Source organism: Pseudomonas purpurea (genome assembly GCF_039908635.1).
Classification (GTDB): Bacteria; Pseudomonadota; Gammaproteobacteria; order Pseudomonadales; family Pseudomonadaceae; genus Aquipseudomonas; species Aquipseudomonas purpurea.
Map to the genome: position 1 here is coordinate 1,550,509 of NZ_CP150918.1, position 20,743 is coordinate 1,571,251.

Below are 20,743 nucleotides of genomic sequence, written 5' to 3' on the forward strand. Positions count from 1 at the left end.
AACAACGCAGACGGGAGGAAGACGCGGCAGAGAAAAAAAACCTCACATGCAAATGAAAAATATTCGCATGTGGGTGTTTAGCGGCGGGCTTCGATCCGCAGTTGCCCGTCGGCCAGCGTCACGGTTTTTACCGGGATCAGTGCTGGCAACGCTTTGATCAGCGCGTCCGGGTCGTTCACATCGAGATTGCCCGAGACCTTGAAACGCCCCAGCGGACCGTCGGCCAGCAGCACCGGTTTGGCGCGGTAGAGGTTCAATTCGTCGACCAGGCTGGCCAGTTCACGGTTGCGAAACGCCAGGTGGCCGCTGCGCCAGTCCGCCACTGCGCCTTCGCCCAGGGTTTGCTGTTGCAGCGTGCCCTTGAGGTAGTCGTAACTGGCCTGTTGCTGCGCGCCGAGCAAGGTCGACGTCGCGGTTTTGTTGTCTGGAGTGAACGCGACCTGACCGTGAGCGACGCTGACCACCAGTTGCTTTTGACCCCGACGCACATCGAACCCGGTGCCGACCACTCGCACATTGGCTTCACCGGCGTGCACCCACAGCGGGCGTTCCTTGTCCGGGGCGACCTCCAGGTAGACCTGGCCCAGTTCGAGGTAAATGTTGCGTTGATGGTTGTTGAAGTCGATGCGCAGCCGGGTGTTGGCGTTGACGTACAAGGTGGTGCCGTCGGGCAGGCTGAAGGTGCGCGAGCCTTTGGCCTGCGCCGCGACCTGCTGTTCATAAGCGGCATGGGGCGTACCGAGGTTGAGCGTCAACACGGCGCACACCAGTGCTGCGGCAATCGCCAGGGTCGGGCGCCAGGACGGTTTTTTTCGCACAGGCAGCGGCACCGGTTTGTCGAGTTGCTGCAACTCGGCGAGGTCGGCCCACAACTGTTCGAACTCGGCATAGGCCTTGGCGTGCGCAGGCTCGGTCATCCAGCGACCGAACGCTTTACGGGTATCGCGGTGGTGGTCGTTGCGGTTGCGGGCGAACCAGCTGGCGGCCTGGGCATCGACGCTGCTGCTGTCGATGTCGTTGTCGCGCTCGATGCCGGGATGGCGGGTCATTCTGGCTGCTCCATGCCGTTTTCTCGTTGTAGGCGCTGCTTGCAATGCAACAGGGCAAAGGCAATGTGTTTTTCCACCATGCTGATGGAAATCCCCATGCGCGCAGCAATCTGCGCCTGGCTCAAGCCTTCGAAGCGGTGCAGCATAAGGGCTTCGCGGCGTCGGGGCGAGAGTTCGGCAAGGACTTCTTTCAACTGTTCGAGGCGTTGCAGGTGTTGAGCGGCGGCCATGGGGTCGTTTTTTCCGTCACAGGCAGGTTCCGCGTCGCTTTGGGCTTGCTCGTCGTGAACCCCATGGCGGACTTTTTGCCGGCGCCAGTGATCACGCAACACGTTGCGCGCCATCTGGAACAAAAAGGCGCGCGGCTGTTCGACCTTGGCCCGGTCGCGGTAATCGAGCCATTGGGTGAAGACGTCCTGGGTCATGTCTGCCGCATCACTGGCGTTGTCCGTGCGCTTGCGCAGGTAATGCAGAATGTCTGCATAGAACCCGCGAAACGAGTCCGCCGACAGTGGGTCGGGCTTGAGGAGAGACATGGATATCCTTCTTGACGAAGCGGGCGCAGAAAAGTCGCGAATGATATCGAGAATTATTGCTATTTGTCTCCTGGCAAATAAACACTTTATCGAGGAAGTGGATAAACACCGCAGACGGTCTTTACTCACTGGGCATCCTTCACGCCCGATCAATCGACAGGAGTAGACGCATGTCCGGATGGTATGAGTTGAGTAAGAGCAGCAATGGCCAGTTCCGCTTTGTCCTGAAAGCGGCCAACGCCGAAACCATTCTCACCAGCGAGCTGTACACCACACGCGCGGCCGCCGACGGCGGCATCGCGTCCGTTCAGACCAACAGCCCGCTGGATGAACGCTACGACAAGAAGACCACCAAGGATGGTCATCCGTACTTCAACCTCAAGGCGGCCAATCATCAAATCATCGGCAGCAGCGAGTCGTATTCTTCCGAGGCGGCACGGGACAAAGGCATCGCCAGCGTCAAGACCAACGGCCCGACCACGGTGATCAAGGACAAGACCTTGCCGGTGCTGTGAAGACACCCTCCAAACCCGATGCCAATCCCTGTGGGAGCGAGCGTGCTCGCGATGAGGCCATAACATTCAACATTGATGTTGACTGACTGATGGGCCGACATCGTCGGAACGCCGCCCGGAGCAGGCTCGCTCCCACGGGTGCAAAGATCAGCGCAAGGTTTTCAGCAACGCTTGCAGTTGATTGCACCCGGCTTCACCCAGTGGGAACACGGGCAGGCGTGGGTCACCCGCTTCCAGCCCGGTCATGCGCAGGCCGGCCTTGATGGTCGCCGGCAAACCGCCCTTGAGGATGAAGTCCAGCAGCGGCAATTGGCGGTAGAACAGCTCCCGCGCCTTGCCCAGATCGTTGGCCAGCACGGCTTGATACAGGTCGCCGTTGAGCTGCGGAATCAGGTTCGGCGCGGCGGTGCACCAACCTTTGGCGCCGGCCGCGAAGGCTTCCAGGGCCAACGGGTTGCAACCGTTGTAGAACGGCACCTGAGCGTCGCCCAGCAGTTGCAGCTTGTGCATGCGCTGGATGTCGCCGGTGCTTTCCTTGACCATGGTCACGTTTTCCACGGCGTTGAAAATCCGCAGGATCAGCTCCACCGACATGTCGGTGCCGCTGGTGGCCGGGTTGTTGTAGAGCATGATCGGCACACCGACGCTTTCGCCGATGGCGCGGTAGTGAGCCAGGATTTCCGCTTCGCTGAGCTTCCAGTAGGACGCTGGCAGTACCATCACCACGTCTGCGCCGTGAGCTTCGGCGAAACGTGCGCGACGCACGGCTTTGGCGGTGGTCAGGTCGGACACGCTGACGATGGTCGGCACGCGCTTGGCCACGTGCTGGATGCTGAACTCGCTGACCGCGTCCCACTCTGCATCGCTCAAATAGGCCCCTTCGCCAGTGCTGCCCAGCGGGGCGATGGCGTGTACGCCGCTGTCGATCAGGCGGTCGATGGAGCGGCCCAGTGCGTCGAGGTCCAGCGCCTCGCCGTTGGCACTGAACGGGGTGATGGTGTAGCCGATGATGCCGTGAATAGATGGGTTAGACATGCTGTCTCTCCATTGAGCAAATGAGTGGGTTCAGTTCAGGCAATCGGCGTGTTGACGCAGGTTCTGCCGAGCGTAGTAGTTGAACGCGGCGCCGTGGCGCTTGGGCTTGGAAATCCAGTCATGGGCTTCGCGGCCCAACGCCGGCAGAATCGGTTTGACCTCACCGGCCGACATGGCCAGCAACTGCAACTTGGCGGCACGCTCGATCAATTGCGCGATGACGCAGGCTTCCTCGATGGTCCGCCCGCTCGACAACTGACCGTGGTGGGAAAGCAGAATCGCACGCTTGTCGCCCAGGGCCCCGGCGATGATTTCGCCTTCTTCATTACCGACCGGCACACCCGGCCAGGCTTCCAGGAACGCGCAATCTTCGTAGAGCGGGCAGAGGTCCATGTGGGAGATTTCCAGCGGCACTTCCAGCATCGACAGCGCCGCCACGTGGGTCGGGTGGGTGTGGATAATGCAGTTCACGTCCGGGCGGGCGCGGTATACCCAGCTATGGAAACGGTTGGCCGGGTTCGGCATGCCGTGACCTTCCAGCACTTCGAGGTCTTCGTTGACCAGCAGCAGGTTACTCGCGGTGATTTCATCGAAACCCAGGCCCAGTTGCTGGGTGTAGTAGGTGCCAGGTTGCGGCCCGCGGGCCGTGATTTGCCCGGCCAGGCCGGAGTCGTGGCCGTTCTCGAACAGGATGCGGCACGTCAGCGCCAGCTTTTGCCGGTCGGTCCACGTATTATCCGCCAGCGTGCTTTGCATCTGCGAAAGCGCCTGCTTGATGAGTTGGTCTTTGGGTAGTGCTAATGTCTTGGCCATATCGGGTGTCCTTCGCAGCAATCAATGGACGTCTGGTTTGCTTCTCCCGCTGCTTGGTAGGTCGTGGGGCGAGAGCAAATGACACTAATGATGCTATATGACACTTTGTGTCATTGGCAAGGGCCAATTGTTGTCTCCTTGATGGATTAATCGCTGCACATGTCTATCCGTTTGAAATTACTGCGAAAAAAACTGGGTGTGACCCTGGAAGCCCTGGCCGAGAAATCCGGCATGACCAAGAGTTATCTGTCGAAAGTCGAACGCGGGTTGAACACCCCGTCGATTGCGGCCGCGCTGAAACTGGCCAAGGCGTTGAACGTCAAGGTCGAGGAATTGTTCTCCGAGGACAACGTCAGCCTCGACAGCTACAGCCTGGTGCGCAGTGACGAGCGCCAGTCGCTGGCGGCCAATGACCAGACGCCGGGTTACGCCGTGCTGGCCCATCAGGTCAGCGAGCGTAGCCTGTTGCCGTTCATCATCTATCCGCCCCGGGAGTTCAGCGACAAGACCTTCAAGGAGCATTTGGGCGAAGAGTTTCTGTTCGTCCACGAAGGTCAGGTTGAAGTCGACTTCATGAGCGAACGGGTGATTTTGAATCGCGGGGACGCGCTGCACTTCAATGCCCAGAAACCGCACCGCATTCGTTCGGTGGGCGAGGTGCAGGCGCAATTGCTGGTGGTGGTGCACAGCGCCGAAGAATGAGCTGGCAGTGCAACTCCCGGCTTGAGAGTACGACTTTTGTGGCGAGGGAGCTTGCTCCCGCTCGGTCGCGTAGCGGCCGTAAAACCAGAATGCGCGGTGTGTCTGCCGGAACCGGGTTGCTGATTTCAGGGCTGCTTTGCACCCCAGCGGGAGCAAGCTCCCTCGCCACAGGTGTCAGCGTTCGACCGGGACAGAAAGTGTCGGGCTACCCAGCGCATGGGTTTTGGAATCAAAAAACCTCAGCGCCACCCCGGTCCCTTCAAACACCTTCGCGTAATGCCGCTTCTGGCTCTGGATGAACGCTGCGCTGCGCGGGTAAATCGAGATCGCCACGGTCTTGGGTTTCGCCTGGCGCAGCGCATCGATGATGTGCTGGTCCTGCTTGCCCAGGCTGTGGCCGAAGAGGCACAGCGCATCGTTCTGGTCGAGCAGTTGCTGGTAGCAGAACGACAGATAGTCCGAGCTGCGAATGGTCTTCAGCTTGTCTTCGCAAGGGCCTTCGCTGACGAACAACGGCACATCGTCCAGGGTCTTGATCGTGTTGTTGATCGCAAAACTGCCGAGCAATGTGCCCTCGGTCGACATCAGTTTACGCGCCGTACCGTCCTGGTTACGCACCAGGTGCAAGCCGCCGTGCAGGTACAGCATCCGGGTTTTATCGGTGGCGCTGGCACTCAGTTCAAAGCGCGGCTCGCTGCCCTGAAACAGGTCGTCGATGGCGTCGGGGTTGTGCTGGATCGCCCAGTAGTTCAGCAGGTCGTAATTGGTGGTGAACACCGTTGAGTAGGTGCGTAATTCCTGATGGATCGCCGCCAGGCTCGACGCCTGCACCAGGCGCCACGGAATATGCACCGCATGCACAGTGTTGATCAGCGCTTCCTTGATCGCGTAGTAGCGATTGCGTGGTGCGGCCGAGCTGACGGCCAGGGCCTTGTTGACGCGGCTGGTGGTTTTCAGCGCGCTCAACACCTGCTCGAAACTGCGGGTCTGCATCGCGTCAAACACGCTCAGCTCGGATTGGCTCAGAGGTTTCTCTTCGACTGTGCGGGCATTCTCGAACAGCGAGTCGTAACCGAAATCGTCCCACACGGCGCGGCTGGCACCATTGCCCACCAGCAAGGCGCTGAACGGGACGGTTGCGCGCAGAGCGTTCCAGTCTTCAAGTCGGGCATCAAATTCCTGGAAATCGGTCATTGCGTTCGTCGTCTCACGGCAGAAGTGGGGCAGGGCGCAGACTTTATCACGACGGGGTGTTGAGCCAGATCAACATGCGTCGTGACTGATCGGTCGATCCTTTGCATATCCGCTGAATCGGGGTTGTCGGTTCGGCCCATCGAAGAGGATTCGTCATGACCAGCACTTTTTTCATTCCCGCCGTCAACATCATGGGCAGCGGTTGCCTCGACGAAGCCATGATCGCTATTCGCAACTATGGGTTTCGCAAAGCGCTGATCGTGACAGACGCAGGGTTGGCCAAGGCTGGCGTGGCGACATTGATTGCTGAAAAACTGGCGATGCAGGACATCGACTCGGTGGTCTTCGATGGCGCCAAGCCGAACCCGAGCATCGCCAACGTCGAGAGCGGCCTGGAACTGCTCGCCAACAGCCAATGCGATTTCGTGGTGTCGCTGGGCGGCGGCTCGCCCCACGACTGCGCCAAGGGCATTGCCCTGTGCGCCACCAACGGCGGGCATATCCGTGACTACGAAGGTGTCGATCAGTCGACCAAGCCGCAGCTGCCGCTGGTCTCCATCAACACCACCGCCGGCACTGCCAGCGAGATGACCCGGTTCTGCATCATCACCGACGAAGCGCGCCACGTGAAAATGGCCATCGTCGATCGCAACGTCACGCCGCTGTTGTCGGTCAATGACCCGGCGCTGATGGTTGCCATGCCCACGGGCCTGACCGCCGCCACTGGCATGGACGCGCTGACCCATGCCATCGAAGCCTATGTGTCTACCGCCGCCACGCCGATCACGGACGCCTGCGCACTCAAGGCCATCGAGTTGATCAGCTGCAACTTGCGCCTGGCGGTGCATGACGGCAATGACATCATCGCGCGGGAAAACATGGCCTACGCGCAGTTCCTCGCGGGCATGGCGTTCAACAACGCCTCCCTGGGGTTCGTGCATGCGATGGCGCACCAGTTGGGCGGGTTCTACGACTTGCCGCACGGCGTATGCAACGCGGTGTTGCTGCCTCACGTACAAAGTTTCAATGCGAGCGTCTGCGCCGATCGCCTGACCGACGTGGCACGAGCGCTGGACGCCGACATTCGGGGCTTCAGCCCGGAAGAAGGGGCTCAAGCCGCCATCGAGGCGATCCGCAGCCTGGCCAGGGACGTCGAGATTCCGGCCGGCCTGCGTGACCTGGGGGCCAAGTTGCAAGACATTCCGGTGCTGGCCGCCAACGCCTTGAAAGACGCGTGCGGCCTGACCAATCCACGGGCGGCGGATCAGCGCCAGATCGAGGAGATTTTCCGCAGCGCGTTCTAAGCGGTTCTGCGGGCCGGCGCGAGCCTCACACAGAGCATCGCGCCGAGGGCCAGCAAGGTACACAGCAACGACAGTGGCCAGGCTTGCTGACTGGCGATCAGGCTGGCGATGCCGCCGATAACGGCCGCCATCAATTGATGAATAAAACCGCTCAGCGCCATGGCGTAGGCGCCACCGACCGGTGAACCGTTGTTGGCCAGCGACAGGCTGATGGGGTAGTTCAACGACTGGCCAAGCACTGCAAAACAGTAGGGCAGCCAGAACAGCAACGCCACCGATGTCCCCGCCACACTCCCCAGCAACATCACCGCACTGCCGGCCAACACCAGCGCCACGCCCAGCGTCATCAGCCAATGCTGACCGGTGCGCAGCACGAAGCGATTAACCCCCAACGCCCCTAGAAAGTACGCCGCGCTGATTGGCCAACCCAGCAGCCCGTATTCAACCGCCGTCCAGTTGAATGGCCCTTGCAGAATCAGCGGTGCGGCGGTGTTGAACGCGACGATCACCCCATAGCCGAGGCCACCGGCGAGGGCCGGGAGTAAAAAGGCGCGATGGTGCAGGATGCGCCCGTAGCTCGACCAACTGGAGGATGGGCTGCTCTCGTCGGTCAGCACCGGGAACGCGACCCGCGCCACAATCACCACCATTACCAGGCTCACGGCACCCAACAAATAGAAGATCGCGGGCCAGCCGAACGCGACCTGGATAATCGACCCCAGGTACTGGCCAATCCCCAGCGCCACCACAAAGGAAATCGAAATCCACGACAACGCCTTGGCCAGCAGGTCACCGCGAAAACTGTCGCGAATCAGCACCCGGGCCATCACCGAAATCCCGCTGGCCCCAATGCCCTGAAGCAGCCGAAAAAACAGGAATGATTCCAGCGTCTGGCCCAAGGGCAAGGCCAGGTTGCCCAGGCCATAAATGCCGAGCGCCGCGAGCAACACCGGCTTACGCCCAAGTCGCTGACCCAGGCTGCCCCAGAACAACATCGGCAGCGCCATGCCGATCAGGTACACCGCCAACCCCCAGGAAACCTGCGAAGCCTCGGCGGACAAATGCCGGGCAATTTCCGGCAGCGCCGGCAGATAAATGCTCATGCCCAATTGGGCGAGAAAAACTGTGCTGCACGTGACGAGGAGGGTGGTGCTGCTCTTCATGGAATCATCCCTGGGTTTCAGTTGCCGACGTCCCGGCCGTGGGTGCGCAACAGCTCGATGATGAGGTCACAAAAGTTATGAATCACCCTGGGCTCCATGTCGGCACGCAGCGTAATTCTGATGGCGGCCTGACCTTGAGCGACCACCGGAAAAAAGACTGCCGAGGCGAAAAAACCGAGATCGGCCAATTCAATCGCAATGCGGTTGGCCAGCGCGGCTTCACCGCAGCGGATCAGTCGAATCGCCATGTTGCTGCCGTGCTGTCCGGTTCGAATCAGACTGTCAAAGAGCTGGATATTAACCTGAAGTTTTTCCTGCAACGCGGCGAATTCCGGTGTGCGGTGTAACTTGATCGACGCCCGGCCTGCACCGATGGCCGCACTGTTCAGGCTTTGCGACCAGTTGCTCGGACCGCCATAACGCTGAATAAGCTTCTTCTGCCGCTCACTGCCGAGCATCACCAGTCCACCACTTGCACCAAACGACTTGGCCAGTGAGATCAGTTTTGATAGTTGGTGAAGGTGTTTTTGGTGTGCGCTACCTGGTCCATGTGAGCGTGTCTCTCCTTGAGTGATGTAGCGATCCATCTGTGTTTCCAGACCTTACAGAACGCAGAGAGGATATTGAATTGGCCAATTCCGGCAGGGTTGGGTGTTTCAAGAGATTTATGTGTAGGGCGATGGCTAGTGAGGCTGTGGGCCTGGCCAAGGGCATGACGCGTTATCGGTGTCGCGGCGCTGATTGCCGCGGCATTGCTGCTCTGGGGGGACGCAGAAACTGCGCACCCTCAACCCGTTTTTAAAGAAGCCACAATCACCGCTTTAGCCGGTGAATCACTGAACCGAATCAACACCACCGCGCCAATCAACAACACCGCGCCCAACACCCGTGGCAGCGTCATCTGCCGCTCCACCAACCCAAACAACCCAAAGTGATCCAGCACCAGCGACGCCATGACCTGCCCCGCCAGTGCCAGGGCGATGAACCCCGACGCGCCGAGCCTGGGCAGCAACATCAGCGCCAGGGATATGAAGCACACCCCGAACGCGCCACCGGCCCACATCCACAGCGGTGCCTTGCTGATGAACGCCAGCGACGGCAACGGCAAACGCAGCATGACGATCACCGGCAGCAACACCACGATGCTCACCAGCAAAGACGCGAGGGTCGCCCACAACGGGTGCCCGAGGCCCCGGCCGAGGTTGGCGTTGATGGCGCTTTGAAAGGGCACCACGGCCCCGGCGATGGCGGCCAGCAGCAACAGACCGGCCCAGTGCACTGTATTCATGTTCGTTCTCCGACAGGTTTTGCTGGACTCTAAGGTATTCGTCGCGCAGATTTAAATTCCCATTCGCCATCCAGAACATGCACCAGATGAATGATCTTCGGCGTATCGATCTCAACCTGTTGGTGATCCTCGACGCACTGCTCAGCGAGCAACACGTAACCCGTGCCGCCGAGCGTCTGCACTTGAGCCAACCGGCGGTCAGTCACGCACTGGGGCGCTTGCGCGACCTGCTCGGTGATCGCTTGCTGGTGCGCGCCGGGGCAGGGCTGGTGCCGACCCCGCGAGCGCTGGAACTGGTTGCGCCGCTGGCCGAAGCCCTGGCGCAGGTGCGGGCCTTGTTCGCCAGCGAGCGCTTCGATCCGGCCTCTACGCAACGCACGTTTCGCCTGGCCATGTCCGACTACGGCGCAGCCATCGTCCTGCCGGGGCTGATTCGCACCTTGCGCCGGGACGCGCCGGGCATTGCCCTGCAAATCAGCCACGCCAGCCGCGAAGGGATGCTGGAAGGCCTGGTGAATGGCGACATTGACCTCGCGGCCGGTGTGTTCCCCGAACTGCCCCACGACTTGCGCAGCACGCCGCTGTTTGAAGAGCATTTTGCCTGCCTGGTCGATCGCCACAGTTTGCCCGTCGAGGGCGTGCTCGATGTGCCGGGTTACCTGGCCCGGCCCCACGTGTTGCTGGAAATGCGCGGCAGCGGCACGCCGGAAATCGAGCGGGCGCTGACCGCCATTGGCGAGCGTCGACACATTGCCGTCAGCCTGCCGCACTGGAGCGTCGCCCCGCAGTTCATCAGCGGCACCGACCTGATTCTCACCGTGGCCTCGCGTGCCTTGCACGGTATCGACGCGCAGCAACTGAGTGTGCTGGCGCCGCCGTTTCACATCCCCTCCTTTGACTTCGTTCTGGCCTGGCATCAGCGTCGTGGCGGTGACCCTGCCTTGAACTGGTTGAAAGCGCAGATCGAGCAAGCGATAGTGCGCGCCTGAAATCTTCTGACTGATATTCAACCCATAAGGAACAGGGAATGACCTTGAATACCCGATGGCTCGGTTTTCTGGCAACGAGCGCTTTGCTGGTGGCCACCGGTGTGCGCGCCGAGTGTGAAAAACCGCAGCTGCCGGAAGGCGTGACGGGGTATTCGGTGTGCAAGGATTGGCCGGCGTTTGACGGGCAGACGATCACTGCGAGCTCGGGGTTTACGGTCGATCCGAAATACCCGGACAGCTACGTAGGGATGTATGACTTGAACCTGGCGGTGGTCGATTCGGCGAGTGCGAAGGTGCTCGCGTCCTTTCGCCAGGCTGACGCGTTCAGCTCCGACGCCATCCGCCTCGACGACGTTTCAATCGATACCGCGCGCTACACCCTCGCACCGCAAGTCCGGGCGTTTGGCGTGCGGGCGTCGTACAAAGGTTCCTCGCGCCTCAACCCTGGCGACGGGGTCACGCTGAGCTTGTTTGTCCGGGAGGGCAAGCGTCTGCGCCCGGTCATGGAAAAACTCGAAACGTACGTCTACGGCGGTGAATGGGACGGTTCCTGTGCCGGCGACCGTTATGAGATCACTCGCACGGTGAGCATCGGCAAAGACAGCCGCCACGGTTATGCCGACCTGATTATCAGAACCGTCACCCTGAGCACTCACGGCGCGGGCGAAGGCGATGAATGCCAGATCGAGTCCACCACCGCGAAACCCGAACTGACCACCCTGCGTTATGACGGCAAGCGTTACGTCCTGCCGTCAGGCTTCAAAGGTTTGTAACCCCGGCATCACTGACCTGCTTGTGCAAAGGAATGAACGTGACTCCCAAAACCCTCGGCCGGTTGGCCGCCCTAGGTCTGATGGCCTTGACCTTGCCGGCCCTGGCGGACTGCGAACCGTCCGTGGTCGGAGAGGTTTCGACCGTCGTGTGCAAGGCGTGGCCGGCATTTGCCGACATGAACATCGTCGCCACCACCACGTTCAGGCCGGCCGACGCCCACTCGGGCAACGACGTGGGCGATTACGACCTCTACCTGACGGTGACCGATGGCGCGAGAACCAGGTCTCTGGCGGCCTACATCCAGGATCGGGCGTACCCGGCGGACAGCATCGCCTTTCGCAACCTGACGATTGATACCGCCCGCTACAACCTGAGCCCCGGAAACCGTGCGTTCGGGCTGCGCGCGATGGCCGCCAACGAGTCCGGAAACTCCCCGTTTCGCAAAACCGAACTGACCTTGTACCTCAAGGAAGGCAGCGTGATTCGCCCGGTGCTGCAACGCTTGAACGTCGAGTTGTACCGCGGCGAAACCGACACCGATTGCGTCGGCAAGGGCGACAGCCTTCAGCGTACCGTTGAACTGGCGAACACCCGCAGCCACGGTTATGCCGACCTCATCGTCAAGACCCGCCGCACGCACACGCATGATGTGCGGGTCGGTGAAGCCTGCGAGGTGCGCGTCGATAAACCGGTCGAGTCGCTGACGACCTTGCGCTACGACGGCAAGCAGTACTTCATCCCCAAGGACCTCAAGGGCTTTTGAACCACCCTTCAACCCCTTTGATCGACGTACAAGGAACAGGGCATGACCTTTAAAACCCAATGGCTCAACTGCGTGGCGGCGAGCGCTTTGCTGGTCGCGACACACGCCTATGCCGAGTGTGAAAAGCCGCCGTTGAGCGATGGCATCATGGGGTACTCCGTGTGCAAGGATTGGCCGGCCCACGCCGGACAGACCATCACCGCCAAAGTCGTATTCACTGCCGATCCGAGCGATCCGAGAGGGGATTCGGGAATGTATGATCTGGACCTGGCGGTGGTCGATTCGGCGAACGCGAAGGTGCTCGCCTCTTATCGCAAGGATGACGCGTTCAACTCGGATGCGGTTGCCTTCGAAGGGTTTTCGGTCGACACCGCTCGCTACAAACTGACGGCTGCGCAACGCGCCTTCGGGGTCCGCGCCAGCTTCGGTCATAACTCCAGCGCCAACCCGTATTCGAAAGCAGACCTGACGCTGTACCTCAAGGAAGGCGCCACCTTGCGCCCGGTGCTTCAAGGGCTGGTGGTCTACAAGGCCAACGGTGAATACGACGGCAACTGCACGGGGCAGGGTGAACAGACCACCCGCACCCTCGATATCGGCAAAACCTCCAGCCACGGTTTTGCCGACCTGATCATCCGGTCGAGCACGGTGGCCACCCGCAACTTCAAGGTTGGCAATGAGTGCATGGATAAAACCGGCAAACCGACTATCTCCCTGACCACCGTGCACTACGACGGCCAGCAGTACGTGTTGCCGGAAGCCCTCACGGGGTACTGAGGCGAGCGAAAGAAGGTTGCGATAAACTCGGGCCCGCGCCTCGGGTGTGGGGCCGGGTTCGAACAGGAAAATACACATGACGTCTTCATTGCTGCTGGCGGTTCTCGCCTCGGGTTTTATCTATGGCATCACCCCAGGGCCTGGCGTGCTGGCGGTGTTCGGGATCGGCGCGGCGCATGGGCGACGCGCCGGGGCCGGTTTTTTGTGCGGGCACCTGTTGGGCGATGTGGTCTGGTGCAGCACCGCATTGATCGCCATCGTCGGTGCCCGTGAAATCGGCAGCAGCGCGTTTGATGTGCTGGGCGTCCTCAGCGGGCTTTACCTGTTCTGGCTCGGCGTGCGTGCCATCCGTACGCGACGCGGCCAGGGTGAAACCGTACAGGGGCCGGCGCGGCAACCGTTCTGGCACGGGATCATGTTCGGCCTGACCAACCCCAAGGCTTACCCGGTGGCCGTGGCGACCTTCACCGCGTTGCTTTCCAGCCGGGCCGAGTTGCTTCACTGGTCGATGTTGCCGTGGCTGATCGGTCTCAGCTTCGTCGGGGGCGTCGTCGCTTACGCCATTCTGATCGGCGTCGTCGGTGCGCGGCAGGTGCGGACCCTGTATCAGCGTCACGAACTGGCGATCACGAGGCTCTGCGGAATCATGTTCATCGGCTTCGCTATCAACGCGTTGGTGCATGCGCTGCCGGGGTTGTTGGCCCCCAAAGCCTGAGTCTCCGTTCGTCATTCAAAGGGTCGTTTTTTAAACCTTTGCGGCTTGATGCTTTCTGAAGCAGGGCGGGCACCGCTCGCCAATGATCGAACCATGAACAGGAGGGCGCGACCATGAACCCGATGGCCACCCGGATACGCACCACCCGCCTTGCCTTGATACTGGGCCTTGGCGCCAGCAGTGCCTTCGCCCAGGCACCGGTCGACTTCATCAACGACGTGTCGGCCAAGGGCGTTGCCGAGATTGAAGCCAGTCGCCTGGCCCATCAGCAGACCGCCTCAAAGGAAATCAAGGACTACACCATCGTCGTCATCAACGACCGCACCACCGCCAATCAGCATCTGGCCAAAATCGCCAAAAAACTCGACCTGCCCATCGCAGGGCGAGAAGAAGTCGTGAACCAGGCCAAACGCCTGATGCCTGCGGTGCCGCCGGGTGACGGTTTTGATCAGGCGTATGCCGCCAGCCAGGTGAAAACCACCGAGGAAGCCATCGAGCAGCTCCAGCAGGAAGCGCAAACCACTGACGTCCCGGAACTCAAGGCCTTTGCCGAAGAGACCTTGCCGAAACTGGAACACCACCTGCAAATGGCCAGGGCGTTGCAGGCCAGCCGCTGACGATTGACGCGCCGCGAATTGGCACACGTTCGCGGCGTTGCTTTCAGGTCGTCATCAACATTGATCAGGTCCAGTTTTTTCTGCTCGCCCGTGGCGGCACCCTCAAGTGAAAGCACCTCGCCGTCCCCCAGGGTGCTGTATTGCTTGCGCAGGCTTCCAGTTGTTTGCAGCGGGGTGAAAATGCTGCTTCTTGGGACTCCAAAGAATGACTGCCGGCCTTAACCTCAGGGCGGCATGTATCCGCTTTCGTTCATGGGGGAGTCTTCGTATTACCCTCCGCGGCGTGGGAACTTTCTTCTTCTTGATCCTCGTGACCGTCGCAATCTTTCTTTGTGCTGGTTTGTGTCTAGTATCAATGGCGATCAATTTGCCAGCATGCTCATTCACGGATCGAAACAGAGGTTACTCATGGAATTCTTCGAAAAATTGGCCAGTCTTGCTGCCAAGGTTCGTCTTCAGGGCGGTGCTATCCAGACAGAAGAAGCGACAAAAAATGCCTTTGTCATGCCGTTCATCAGCACGGTACTGGGATATGACGTATTCGACCCGACAGAGGTGACCCCAGAGTTTGTCTGCGATGTAGGGACGAAGAAGGGCGAGAAGATCGACTACGCGATCATGAAGGAAGGTGAGGTTCAGATTCTCATCGAGTGCAAAAAGATTGGCGAGCCGCTGCATATCAATCACGCGTCGCAACTGTTCCGCTACTTTCATGTCACCAGTGCCAGGATTTCCATCCTCACCAATGGCCAGGTCTACAAGTTTTTCACTGACCTGGATGCCCCCAACAAAATGGATGAAAAGCCGTTCCTTGAGTTGGACCTGCTGAGCATTGACGAGTACTCGGTCCCGGAGCTGACCAAGTTGACCAAGTCTGCATTCGACGTCGAGTCGATCATCAACGCAGCGGGTGAACTGAAGTACGTTAGCCAGATCAAGAAGATCATCGCCTCGCAAGTCAGCAACCCGGAGGATGACTTCGTCAAAGTGTTCGCCTCTCGGGTGTATGAGGGGGCCCTTACACAAAAAGTGCGTGAGCAGTTTCAGGAGCTGACCCGCAAAGCAGTCGGGCAGTTTCTTAATGACCAAATCAATGATCGTTTGAAATCCGCTATGAATGGGGTCGCACCGACATCGCTGCTTTCGCCGCCAGTTTCCGGAAGCAGCGGTTCCGATACCGAGGACCGGAATGAGTCGGACGACAAGATAGTGACCACCGAGGAAGAGTTGGAGGGGTATCACATTGTTCGTGCGCTGGTTCGCTCCGTGGTTGATGCCAAACGTATTGTCCAGCGCGATACACAGAGCTACTTCGGCATCTTGCTCGACGATAACAACCGCAAACCTATTTGCCGCCTGCACTTCAATCGTTCTCAGAAGTACATCGGGATTTTTGACGAAGAAAAGAACGAAACACGCCATCCAATCAATTCGGTCGACGATATTTATGAATACTCGGATCGTTTGAGGAAAACGGTTGGATTCTACGACTAGCAACGATTGAGCAAAAAAGAAAACCGGCAACCTATGCCTAATGCCTGTCAGTTAACGTCACTTTTACGAGGAATGCTCCAGGTTGTTTACCAGGCTCGAGAACACCCCCTAACCCTCTCCCCAAAGGGGCGAGGGAACTGACGGCGGTGTTCATTTGAGTGACATCGACCTGAAAGTCCGAGTCGAACTCAGGTTTTGAAAAACATGGAGATCTGCTCCCTTTCCCCTCGCCCCTTTGGGGAGAGGGTTGGGGTGGGGTAGATTTCGGATCAGAACAGAGCATTCAGACGTTGAGTTTTCTTAACTGACCGGCATTAGCAACCTATGCCGGTTTTTTATTGAAATCCATTCAACCCGACAGCTTCACCTCGGCCGTCCAGCTGAAATACCCCAGGGCCTGGCAATCGGTACTGACCAGCATGAAGCTTAGGGTGCATTTCTCGACCCCAGCGGTCAGTTGTTTGCAGCGCCAGAAGTGGTCAGTGGCGTTTTGGCTGATAGGTTGAGCCAGGTTCTCAGGGTCGAGTGCGGGCAGGGTCAGGCCTTCGTGCACAACCAGTTCGGGAGGCGAGAGCACGCCAGCCTTGCCGACGCTCATGGCATAGACCACCACGCTGTGTTCGGCGCGCAACCCCACGGTGCGGGTGCGCAGGTGGAAGGTTTTTGCGCTGCCGGCGAGCAGGGCCAGGCGATTGGGGTGTGCGTTGGGCGATGTGCCATGGGCACCGCCAAAGAATAAGATGAAACCGTCATCCACCGAGGTCGGTTGCTGTGGGTCGAGGCTCGGGTTCGGGTAATGGGAGAGCAGGGTTTCGGCATCGACAATCAGCAGCAGGTTGGCGATCTGCTCAGTGGTGTCGGCGGGGAGTGTGGTTGTGTCTGTGGACATCACGGCCTCCTTTCAGGATGTAGGCGAATGGCCGCCACTGCTCCGGCTCACGCAAGGCTTCCATTTCCAGCCAGTGCAGCAACGGGTTCGGCAAGCCCCTTGTCGCCAAGGGGCCGTCCGGATCAGTTACGGATGGTGATGAACGGATCCCACGAGCAGCAACCTACAATCTTGCAATCGCGGTCCACGATCAGGAAGTTGAAGTGGTAAGTCACACTGCCGGTGGAAAGGGTTTCCGATGACCAGTAATGGTTATCGACTTTCTGGCAGCTAGGCACCGACGGATTGCTGGTGTTTGGCACGGCCACACAGGCGGTCGCTTTGCGCGGGGTGGGGGTGGAGATCAGGTCGTTGCCCTGATTGCCGATGAACTTGTAGAAAATCACCGCCGTTTCGAAGCTCTGCGACAGGCTGGTTTCGCGCCAGCGAATCAGGTCGCCGACCTGGGCTCGCAGATTGAGCTCACCACCGGCCTGGCCACTGACCACGTTGTTCTGATTAGTCACCATGTACACGTGGTTGACGTCGATCATCGTCGGCGCCGAAGGGTTTTTGCTGATGTTCGGGTAGTTTTTCAGAATGGTTTCGGTGTCGATCGAAACAAGCACATCCGTGACTCGAGACATAGTAAAGCTCCTTGTTCATAGTGGGTGCCCGGCGCTAACCAGACACGACAACGCGTGTTTGCCTTACGGCCGTTGTAAACGCACTACATAGCGGAACCCACCGATCACAAGGTGCGAGTTGGCCTTGCTCCCTGCACTGCAAAGTGACGGTCCGGGTTCCTTCCAACAGGCCGCGTTTGCACTATAGATGCGACTTCTAGGCTGTCAAAAACGTGGGTCGTTCGTTCGACGAGTGGTCGATTTGGATATGAGTTCCAACGATTTGGCGATAAGAAAATGGCTCATCAAGAGCGATCAGGTTCAGCCCGCAGACAGATGCCATCTGATACAACGGTCCATACGCCACGCAGGAGCAGGGCGGGAAAAGGGGGCATGTTTTTGGGAGGGCGAGGGCAGTGCAGATGTCCGTGGGCCTGGTGGTTTCAGCCAGCGAGTGCGCCTTGACGAAGAGGGCGCAGGCATCGCTTACTGGCGGCCCATGAGCGCAAACGCGCAGTCTAGCGCGTTGCTCAAGCCCTGATCTCAGACAGGAGTAAGCGATGAGCTGGTCCGCCAAGCAGTATGTAGCTTTTGAGAATGAGCGCACGCGTCCGGCGCGTGACTTGCTGGCCGCCATTCCCGACATCGACGCCCGTTCGGTGATCGACATCGGCTGCGGCCCCGGCAACTCGACCGAGCTGCTGGTGCAGCGGTTTGCCAACGCCACGGTGCGTGGGCTGGACAGCTCGCCCGACATGCTCGAGGCTGCGCGCAAGCGTTTACCCGGTGTGCGTTTCGACACGGCCGACATCGCGGCCTGGAATGAATCAGGACCGTTCGACGTCATCCTTGCCAACGCGGTGTTTCAGTGGCTTCCCGACCACGCCACGCTGTTGCCATCGCTGGTGGCCAGGCTCACGCCTGGCGGCAGCCTGGCGATTCAAATGCCCGACAACCTTGATGAACCGGCCCACCGGTTGATGCGCGAGGTCGCCGCCAATGGCCCCTGGGCTAGCAAACTGGCGGGGGTCGCCGGGCAACGGACGACGCTGGACGACGCCAATACGTACTACTCGATGCTGTGTTCGTGCAGTTCGCGAGTCGATGTGTGGCGCACCACGTACCACCATCCGCTGGCAGGTGGTGCATCTGCGGTGGTCGAGTGGTTCAAGGGCAGCGGCTTGCGACAGTTTCTCGAGCCCCTCGACGAGGCTGAACAGGCGCAGTACCTCAAACAGTACCTGGCGGCGCTTGAGCCGCACTTTCCAGTACTGGCCGATGGCTCGGTGCTGCTGCCGTTTCCACGCTTGTTTATTGTCGCGACCCGTTAACGCGTTGCGCCGTCGACACACGGTCAGCCTTGTTGCAGTACTTTCAACGCCGCCGAGGCCAGAAAACCGGAGCGGCTTTTCTCTTCCGGGTGATGCAGGACGTATTCGTCGATTCGCGTCAGCAGATAACCGGGTAGGGTCAGTACCTCCTGACCATGATTGATACCTGTAAACCATGTCCCCGGCCTCAAACGTAAAGGATGTACCCGGTCTTTACCGTCAGTTCCCTCGCCCCTCTGGGGAGAGGGTGAGGGGTGGTTCTTGAGCCTGGCAAACAGCCTGAAACACTCCTCGTAAAAGTGACGTTAATTGACCGGCATTAGCCATCAGGGCCGGTTTCTGTTTGTTCATTATGCGTAGACGTCAAGGCTTCGCCGTTTCCGGCACATGGATCTGTCCTGCTGGTGGGGCCGATTGCACGGGGACCTGAGGCTCCAGCGCGGCGAGTTTGCGGCGGGCGATTTCGGCCCCGCGGCGGCGTAAGGGTTCTTCGACGAAGCGGAAGTTCAACTCGGCGCACACGATCATGATCACGGCTGCCGTCACCAGCAATTCGGTGGTGAAGCCCTGGCTCAGCGCGAGGCCCCGTTCGGTGGCGACCCGGGTCCAGATTTCCGTGCTCAAGTGATAGGCGAACATGTGAATCACATAGAGCGCGTAGGAGCGCGAACCCAGCCAGCCGAGCAGTGGCGCCAGCGCCGGAGGGCTGAAGATGTAGCCTTTCTGGTAGCTGGCCAGCCATACCAGGATCAACGCCACAATCGCAACCAGGCCAAAGGCAATCGGCGTTGCAATCATCTGCGCCGAGATGGCGCCCAGCATGTACAGCAGAAACAGCGTCACACCCAGGCGCTTGAGCCAACTTTTGCCCAGCACCGTCGGTTCCATGTGTTGGTAGAGGCTGCTGCGGGTAAACAGGCAGAGCAGGATGCCCCACATCATCGCGTCCAGTCGGAACGAGAACAGCATGGCCGCCGGTGCCGGGGCGAACATGTTGCGGTCCAGGCCGAACTGCGCAGCGATCAACAGCAGCAGGGCGATGATGCGCCAGCGCGGTGAGGTAATCAGCAGTAGAAACAGCGGGAAGATGAAGTAGAACTGCTCTTCCAGGGCCAGGCTCCAATACACCGAGTTAGGCCCCAGCAGCAGACCGTACTGATTGGCCAGGTTGCCGCTGAACGTTGCGACAGCGGTGAAGCTGCGCAGGTTGTAGAACCACGATTCAAAGGCATTGGACTGGTTGTAGAAAATCGAAAAGCCCAGCGGGATCAGCACCCAGAGCCACGCGGTGGGCAGCAGGCGATAGGCGCGGCGTAGCCAGAAGGTGAACGTGGCGAGGCCATAAGTGCCTTGCTGTCGATGTTTGTCGAAGTAGTCGAGGTAACTTTTGCTGACCACATAACCGGAGATGCAAAAGAACAGGTCTACCCCCGAGCCCATGGTGTAGAGGTCAAACACCTTGGAGAAGAACTCCTTGTAGAAGGGCAGCAAAAACGTGATGTGGGCGAGGATGGTCAGGCCGATCGCGGCACCTCGCAGGTATTCGATTTCCAGGTTCTTCTTGCTACTCATCGAACGCTCTTTATTTATTATTCGTTGTGAGGGGCGGCGCGAAGTCGCAGCGAGCGTCTTCCCTGTCGCGAGCCGGTGCTGTCTGCGGTCACTCGCCTGCATCAAGCGCCAGGGGCGTTGTAGACAAGTGTTTGCTAGCGGGCAGCCTGTGCGTCGGAGCGCGACAGGCGTTGCGCACTATATCCGCGCGATTCCGCGCCCGGCAATAGTGCGGGAACTGCAAGGAAGGTTCTGACAGGCGCGTGAGTCCAGGCGTGACCCAAAAGAGCGGGCCATAAAAAAACCGGTCACTGGGGACCGGTTTTTTGTCTTGCATCTCCGTCAACGGCAGCATGACGTGAGACTGAAATAATGTGGAGCGGGTGAAGGGAATCGAACCCTCGTTATCAGCTTGGGAAGCTGGAGTAATGCCATTATACGACACCCGCTCAGAGCGGCTGACTTTGTACCAGAAGTTGCCCGGGATTTGAAGTTTTTCTTTGCCGGATCTGCATTTACGAAGATTTTACGGGGTATGAGGCAGGGTTTTGAGGGGGCTCGACAGGTCTGGCCGTGCTGCGATCTATCGCAGGCACGCCACGCGGTTACAGAGTGTGCGTGCGGGGCGTGCTTGCGATG

At 59.6% G+C, this 20,743-nt stretch carries 21 protein-coding genes, 1 tRNA gene and 2 pseudogenes; 11 read left to right on the forward strand and 13 right to left on the reverse strand.

Features of this window, described 5'->3' with window-relative positions; translation table 11 throughout:
• Positions 1-77: 77 nt before the first annotated feature.
• A complete protein-coding gene (locus tag AABM54_RS06945; RefSeq protein WP_347904542.1) occupies positions 78-1,049 on the reverse strand; it encodes a FecR domain-containing protein in 972 nt (323 codons plus the stop codon).
• A complete protein-coding gene (locus AABM54_RS06950; RefSeq protein WP_347904543.1) occupies positions 1,046-1,585 on the reverse strand; it encodes an RNA polymerase sigma factor in 540 nt (179 codons plus the stop codon). Before AABM54_RS06950 ends, AABM54_RS06945 begins: the two co-directional genes overlap by 4 nt.
• Positions 1,586-1,755: 170 nt before the next feature.
• On the opposite strand from AABM54_RS06950, the gene AABM54_RS06955 reads away from it, so the two are divergent.
• Complete coding sequence (locus tag AABM54_RS06955) at positions 1,756-2,100, forward strand: YegP family protein (protein ID WP_347904544.1); 345 nt, start codon at positions 1,756-1,758, stop codon at positions 2,098-2,100.
• A gap of 147 nt (positions 2,101-2,247) precedes the next feature.
• On the opposite strand, the gene AABM54_RS06960 is transcribed toward AABM54_RS06955, so the two are convergent.
• On the reverse strand, positions 2,248-3,135 hold the full coding sequence (locus AABM54_RS06960; protein WP_347904545.1) for a dihydrodipicolinate synthase family protein: 888 nt from the start codon (positions 3,133-3,135) through the stop codon (positions 2,248-2,250).
• 30 nt (positions 3,136-3,165) lie between these two features.
• Positions 3,166-3,948: an aldolase gene (locus tag AABM54_RS06965; protein ID WP_347904546.1), complete on the reverse strand. Its 783-nt coding sequence runs from the start codon at positions 3,946-3,948 to the stop codon at positions 3,166-3,168.
• A gap of 159 nt (positions 3,949-4,107) precedes the next feature.
• Here AABM54_RS06965 and AABM54_RS06970 point away from each other — a divergent pair, with 159 nt between their 5' ends.
• On the forward strand, positions 4,108-4,650 hold the full coding sequence (locus AABM54_RS06970) for an XRE family transcriptional regulator (RefSeq protein WP_347904547.1): 543 nt from the start codon (positions 4,108-4,110) through the stop codon (positions 4,648-4,650).
• A gap of 174 nt (positions 4,651-4,824) precedes the next feature.
• On the opposite strand, the gene AABM54_RS06975 is transcribed toward AABM54_RS06970, so the two are convergent.
• Positions 4,825-5,844 (reverse strand): DUF4917 family protein, encoded by a 1,020-nt coding sequence (locus AABM54_RS06975; protein WP_347904548.1) that lies wholly within the window; start codon positions 5,842-5,844, stop codon positions 4,825-4,827.
• A 155-nt stretch (positions 5,845-5,999) separates the two neighbouring features.
• On the opposite strand from AABM54_RS06975, the gene yiaY reads away from it, so the two are divergent.
• Positions 6,000-7,148, forward strand: coding sequence for an L-threonine dehydrogenase (gene yiaY, locus AABM54_RS06980; RefSeq protein WP_347904549.1), 1,149 nt, complete (start codon positions 6,000-6,002; stop codon positions 7,146-7,148).
• On the opposite strand, the gene AABM54_RS06985 is transcribed toward yiaY, so the two are convergent.
• From AABM54_RS06985 to AABM54_RS06995, 3 genes and pseudogenes are all read right to left on the reverse strand, one after another.
• Entirely contained in the window at positions 7,145-8,311 is a 1,167-nt protein-coding gene (locus AABM54_RS06985; RefSeq protein ID WP_347904550.1) for an MFS transporter, read from the reverse strand. The two genes, yiaY and AABM54_RS06985, sit on opposite strands and share 4 nt — an antisense overlap.
• A 17-nt stretch (positions 8,312-8,328) precedes the next feature.
• Positions 8,329-8,808: pseudogene (locus AABM54_RS06990) on the reverse strand (aminotransferase class I/II-fold pyridoxal phosphate-dependent enzyme); the annotation flags it as partial.
• A gap of 290 nt (positions 8,809-9,098) precedes the next feature.
• A complete protein-coding gene (locus AABM54_RS06995) occupies positions 9,099-9,599 on the reverse strand; it encodes a DMT family transporter (RefSeq protein ID WP_347904551.1) in 501 nt (166 codons plus the stop codon).
• A gap of 77 nt (positions 9,600-9,676) precedes the next feature.
• Between AABM54_RS06995 and AABM54_RS07000 the strand changes: the two genes are divergently transcribed.
• From AABM54_RS07000 to AABM54_RS07030, 7 genes are all read left to right on the forward strand, one after another.
• On the forward strand, positions 9,677-10,588 hold the full coding sequence (locus tag AABM54_RS07000; protein WP_347904552.1) for a LysR family transcriptional regulator: 912 nt from the start codon (positions 9,677-9,679) through the stop codon (positions 10,586-10,588).
• Positions 10,589-10,626: 38 nt separating this feature from the next.
• Positions 10,627-11,361, forward strand: coding sequence for a hypothetical protein (locus AABM54_RS07005; protein ID WP_347904553.1), 735 nt, complete (start codon positions 10,627-10,629; stop codon positions 11,359-11,361).
• 38 nt (positions 11,362-11,399) lie between these two features.
• On the forward strand, positions 11,400-12,125 hold the full coding sequence (locus AABM54_RS07010; RefSeq protein WP_347904554.1) for a hypothetical protein: 726 nt from the start codon (positions 11,400-11,402) through the stop codon (positions 12,123-12,125).
• 42 nt (positions 12,126-12,167) lie between these two features.
• Entirely contained in the window at positions 12,168-12,902 is a 735-nt protein-coding gene (locus tag AABM54_RS07015; protein ID WP_347904555.1) for a hypothetical protein, read from the forward strand.
• Between the two features lie 76 nt (positions 12,903-12,978).
• A complete protein-coding gene (locus AABM54_RS07020) occupies positions 12,979-13,617 on the forward strand; it encodes a LysE family translocator (protein WP_347904556.1) in 639 nt (212 codons plus the stop codon).
• A gap of 113 nt (positions 13,618-13,730) precedes the next feature.
• The gene (locus AABM54_RS07025) at positions 13,731-14,234 is read left to right on the forward strand and encodes a DUF4142 domain-containing protein (protein WP_347904557.1); all 504 of its coding nucleotides are present in this window, start codon (positions 13,731-13,733) and stop codon (positions 14,232-14,234) included.
• A gap of 408 nt (positions 14,235-14,642) precedes the next feature.
• Positions 14,643-15,728, forward strand: a complete 1,086-nt coding sequence (locus AABM54_RS07030; protein WP_347904558.1) for a type I restriction endonuclease — start codon at positions 14,643-14,645, stop codon at positions 15,726-15,728.
• Between the two features lie 349 nt (positions 15,729-16,077).
• On the opposite strand, the gene AABM54_RS07035 is transcribed toward AABM54_RS07030, so the two are convergent.
• Both AABM54_RS07035 and AABM54_RS07040 read right to left on the reverse strand, forming a co-directional pair.
• Positions 16,078-16,617, reverse strand: coding sequence for an AidA/PixA family protein (locus AABM54_RS07035; RefSeq protein ID WP_347904559.1), 540 nt, complete (start codon positions 16,615-16,617; stop codon positions 16,078-16,080).
• 122 nt (positions 16,618-16,739) lie between these two features.
• Complete coding sequence (locus AABM54_RS07040; RefSeq protein WP_347904560.1) at positions 16,740-17,243, reverse strand: inclusion body family protein; 504 nt, start codon at positions 17,241-17,243, stop codon at positions 16,740-16,742.
• A 539-nt stretch (positions 17,244-17,782) separates the two neighbouring features.
• On the opposite strand from AABM54_RS07040, the gene tam reads away from it, so the two are divergent.
• Positions 17,783-18,553, forward strand: coding sequence for a trans-aconitate 2-methyltransferase (gene tam, locus AABM54_RS07045; protein ID WP_347904561.1), 771 nt, complete (start codon positions 17,783-17,785; stop codon positions 18,551-18,553).
• A 23-nt stretch (positions 18,554-18,576) separates the two neighbouring features.
• On the opposite strand, the pseudogene AABM54_RS07050 reads toward tam, so the two are convergent.
• From AABM54_RS07050 to AABM54_RS07060, 3 genes and pseudogenes are all read right to left on the reverse strand, one after another.
• Positions 18,577-18,705 (reverse strand): annotated as a pseudogene (locus tag AABM54_RS07050) (type II toxin-antitoxin system HicB family antitoxin); the annotation flags it as partial.
• 211 nt (positions 18,706-18,916) lie between these two features.
• On the reverse strand, positions 18,917-20,125 hold the full coding sequence (locus AABM54_RS07055) for an acyltransferase (protein WP_347904562.1): 1,209 nt from the start codon (positions 20,123-20,125) through the stop codon (positions 18,917-18,919).
• A gap of 354 nt (positions 20,126-20,479) precedes the next feature.
• Positions 20,480-20,553 (reverse strand) — tRNA-Gly (locus AABM54_RS07060).
• Positions 20,554-20,743: the final 190 nt, after the last annotated feature.

What these genes read in the sequence shown, in the direction of transcription:
- AABM54_RS06945 (WP_347904542.1), bottom strand. Translation starts at nt 1,049, where the DNA reads ATGACCCGCCATCCCGGCATCGAGCGCGACAACGACATCGACAGCAGC.
- AABM54_RS06950 (WP_347904543.1), bottom strand. Translation starts at nt 1,585, where the DNA reads ATGTCTCTCCTCAAGCCCGACCCACTGTCGGCGGACTCGTTTCGCGGG.
- AABM54_RS06955 (WP_347904544.1), top strand. Translation starts at nt 1,756, where the DNA reads ATGTCCGGATGGTATGAGTTGAGTAAGAGCAGCAATGGCCAGTTCCGC.
- AABM54_RS06960 (WP_347904545.1), bottom strand. Translation starts at nt 3,135, where the DNA reads ATGTCTAACCCATCTATTCACGGCATCATCGGCTACACCATCACCCCG.
- AABM54_RS06965 (WP_347904546.1), bottom strand. Translation starts at nt 3,948, where the DNA reads ATGGCCAAGACATTAGCACTACCCAAAGACCAACTCATCAAGCAGGCG.
- AABM54_RS06970 (WP_347904547.1), top strand. Translation starts at nt 4,108, where the DNA reads ATGTCTATCCGTTTGAAATTACTGCGAAAAAAACTGGGTGTGACCCTG.
- AABM54_RS06975 (WP_347904548.1), bottom strand. Translation starts at nt 5,844, where the DNA reads ATGACCGATTTCCAGGAATTTGATGCCCGACTTGAAGACTGGAACGCT.
- yiaY (WP_347904549.1), top strand. Translation starts at nt 6,000, where the DNA reads ATGACCAGCACTTTTTTCATTCCCGCCGTCAACATCATGGGCAGCGGT.
- AABM54_RS06985 (WP_347904550.1), bottom strand. Translation starts at nt 8,311, where the DNA reads ATGAAGAGCAGCACCACCCTCCTCGTCACGTGCAGCACAGTTTTTCTC.
- AABM54_RS06995 (WP_347904551.1), bottom strand. Translation starts at nt 9,599, where the DNA reads ATGAATACAGTGCACTGGGCCGGTCTGTTGCTGCTGGCCGCCATCGCC.
- AABM54_RS07000 (WP_347904552.1), top strand. Translation starts at nt 9,677, where the DNA reads ATGCACCAGATGAATGATCTTCGGCGTATCGATCTCAACCTGTTGGTG.
- AABM54_RS07005 (WP_347904553.1), top strand. Translation starts at nt 10,627, where the DNA reads ATGACCTTGAATACCCGATGGCTCGGTTTTCTGGCAACGAGCGCTTTG.
- AABM54_RS07015 (WP_347904555.1), top strand. Translation starts at nt 12,168, where the DNA reads ATGACCTTTAAAACCCAATGGCTCAACTGCGTGGCGGCGAGCGCTTTG.
- AABM54_RS07020 (WP_347904556.1), top strand. Translation starts at nt 12,979, where the DNA reads ATGACGTCTTCATTGCTGCTGGCGGTTCTCGCCTCGGGTTTTATCTAT.
- AABM54_RS07025 (WP_347904557.1), top strand. Translation starts at nt 13,731, where the DNA reads ATGAACCCGATGGCCACCCGGATACGCACCACCCGCCTTGCCTTGATA.
- AABM54_RS07030 (WP_347904558.1), top strand. Translation starts at nt 14,643, where the DNA reads ATGGAATTCTTCGAAAAATTGGCCAGTCTTGCTGCCAAGGTTCGTCTT.
- AABM54_RS07035 (WP_347904559.1), bottom strand. Translation starts at nt 16,617, where the DNA reads ATGTCCACAGACACAACCACACTCCCCGCCGACACCACTGAGCAGATC.
- AABM54_RS07040 (WP_347904560.1), bottom strand. Translation starts at nt 17,243, where the DNA reads ATGTCTCGAGTCACGGATGTGCTTGTTTCGATCGACACCGAAACCATT.
- tam (WP_347904561.1), top strand. Translation starts at nt 17,783, where the DNA reads ATGAGCTGGTCCGCCAAGCAGTATGTAGCTTTTGAGAATGAGCGCACG.
- AABM54_RS07055 (WP_347904562.1), bottom strand. Translation starts at nt 20,125, where the DNA reads ATGAGTAGCAAGAAGAACCTGGAAATCGAATACCTGCGAGGTGCCGCG.